The following is a 1,523-nucleotide window of genomic DNA, read 5'->3' on the forward strand; positions in this document are numbered from 1 at the left end:
GGGGTGAATGGGGTCGGTTCCCATATCCTCATGTTTTTCTCATTTTCCCGTCGCCCCCGTTTATGATGTGGTACATAGCATGTTCAAACTCTATGCGCAGCGGTCTGGCTATTGAGATCTCTCCTCTAGAGATAGTGTTTGCAATAAAAGAAGAAATAACGGAGCCAGATTCAGGTGGAACAAAATCAGGGATAGGGGAATGGGGATTTTCTGAGAAAATGGGAACTGACCCCGTTATAACTTTATACATTTTCCACACATAAAACATTTTACTGTATTTATATGCAAAATTAGATTGCCTATTTGACATCGGAGAAACGATACTGTATCATACGATTATGGTGTTTTTTGGGACCGGAATCAAAAGGGACCTTATCATGAAAGATTCAGAAACGTGCATGTTTCTGAGTCCCTCGCACATATTTCCGTTTCTGTTCCATTGAGATTATTTCTTAATTTCTCGAATTGCAAATCAAAGTCATTAAATTTGCTTGAGAAATTCCTTTTTTCAGGGGGGGGGAAAGTTATTTTTCACTGCAAAACACTAAAACTATTGATGTAACTATAAAGGGGAGGTGCAAATGAGAAGCGTAAAGACAATATTTATGGATTTTATGGAAACCGATAAAGGAATAAAGGGTATTGCTTCTGAGAAGCCACTAAATGAAAGGTCTTCCGAAGATGAAAAACTTGAGATCGTGGGAGATCACGCCCTCATAGTTATGCAGGATCTCGAATATAAGGTGAAACAGCGCTGGGGCCATAGTATCCATATTGTACAAAACGTCACATGTTCTCGCTGATTGGAAATGACAGACGATTGAGAGTAATACTGAAATTAATCGCCAGTATGGTGAATTTGTTTGAATACCGAATCTGGGTAGAGTGGAGGTAAGCATGACAAAAGCCAAGAGTGGTAATTTTGTTAAGGTTCATTTTTCGTGCAGTTTGAAGGATGGTTCCGTTATCGATACGACTGAAGAAAAACATCCCCTTGGATTTACCATCGGGGAAATGAAATATATACCTGGCTTCGAAAGTGCCGTTGAGGGGATGGAACCCGGAGAAAAAAAGACGATTACAGTTCCCCCTGACCTGGCTTTTGGCAGCCATAGAGATGATTTAGTGATAGATCTCAATAAAGAGCTGTTTTCGGATCATATTGCACCGGAAATTGGGGAAAAAATTGAGGTTCCACTTGAGGGAGGTGGTTCGAGGACGATGACGGTAACCCGCGTGGATGAATCACGCATAACACTGGATGCCAATCATCCTCTCGCGGGGAAAGAACTGATATTTGAGATAGAACTTATAGAAATCGGACCAGGGAAGAGTCGTCACTAAATTATTCTCCGGGTGAATGGGGTCAGTTCCCATTTTCTCACTTTTCTTATCCTCTTCCTCAACCAATATGAGGATGTGGGAAATTACCCCAGAAACTTCCAGGATAAACTCTCCTGTTTGGGAGGGGGGTGAGAGACTGCCACCCTGGCAAAAGGTTCTCTTCCTCCGAATTTGGTTTG

General features: G+C 41.7%; 3 protein-coding genes. All 3 read left to right on the forward strand.

The genetic code is table 11. The annotated features are described in order from the left end of the window. Window positions 1–92: 92 nt before the first annotated feature. The 3 genes from GTN70_09510 to GTN70_09520 all read left to right on the forward strand — a co-directional run bounded on the left by GTN70_09510 (window position 93) and on the right by GTN70_09520 (window position 1,344). Window positions 93–263: a hypothetical protein gene (locus tag GTN70_09510; GenBank protein NIO17217.1), complete on the forward strand. Its 171-nt coding sequence runs from the start codon at window positions 93–95 to the stop codon at window positions 261–263. Window positions 264–581: 318 nt separating this feature from the next. Continuing rightward, window positions 582–803 (forward strand): hypothetical protein, encoded by a 222-nt coding sequence (locus GTN70_09515; GenBank protein ID NIO17218.1) that lies wholly within the window; start codon window positions 582–584, stop codon window positions 801–803. Between the two features lie 94 nt (window positions 804–897). Beyond that, complete coding sequence (locus GTN70_09520; protein NIO17219.1) at window positions 898–1,344, forward strand: peptidylprolyl isomerase; 447 nt, start codon at window positions 898–900, stop codon at window positions 1,342–1,344. The last annotated feature ends 179 nt before the right edge of the window (window positions 1,345–1,523 follow it).

It is taken from the genome of Deltaproteobacteria bacterium, from assembly GCA_011773515.1.
GTDB lineage: Bacteria > Desulfobacterota > Deferrimicrobia > J040 > J040 > WVXK01.

Coding starts and splice junctions, on each gene's coding strand:
- GTN70_09510 (NIO17217.1), top strand. CDS start 93: ATGCGCAGCGGTCTGGCTATTGAGATCTCTCCTCTAGAGATAGTGTTT.
- GTN70_09515 (NIO17218.1), top strand. CDS start 582: ATGAGAAGCGTAAAGACAATATTTATGGATTTTATGGAAACCGATAAA.
- GTN70_09520 (NIO17219.1), top strand. CDS start 898: ATGACAAAAGCCAAGAGTGGTAATTTTGTTAAGGTTCATTTTTCGTGC.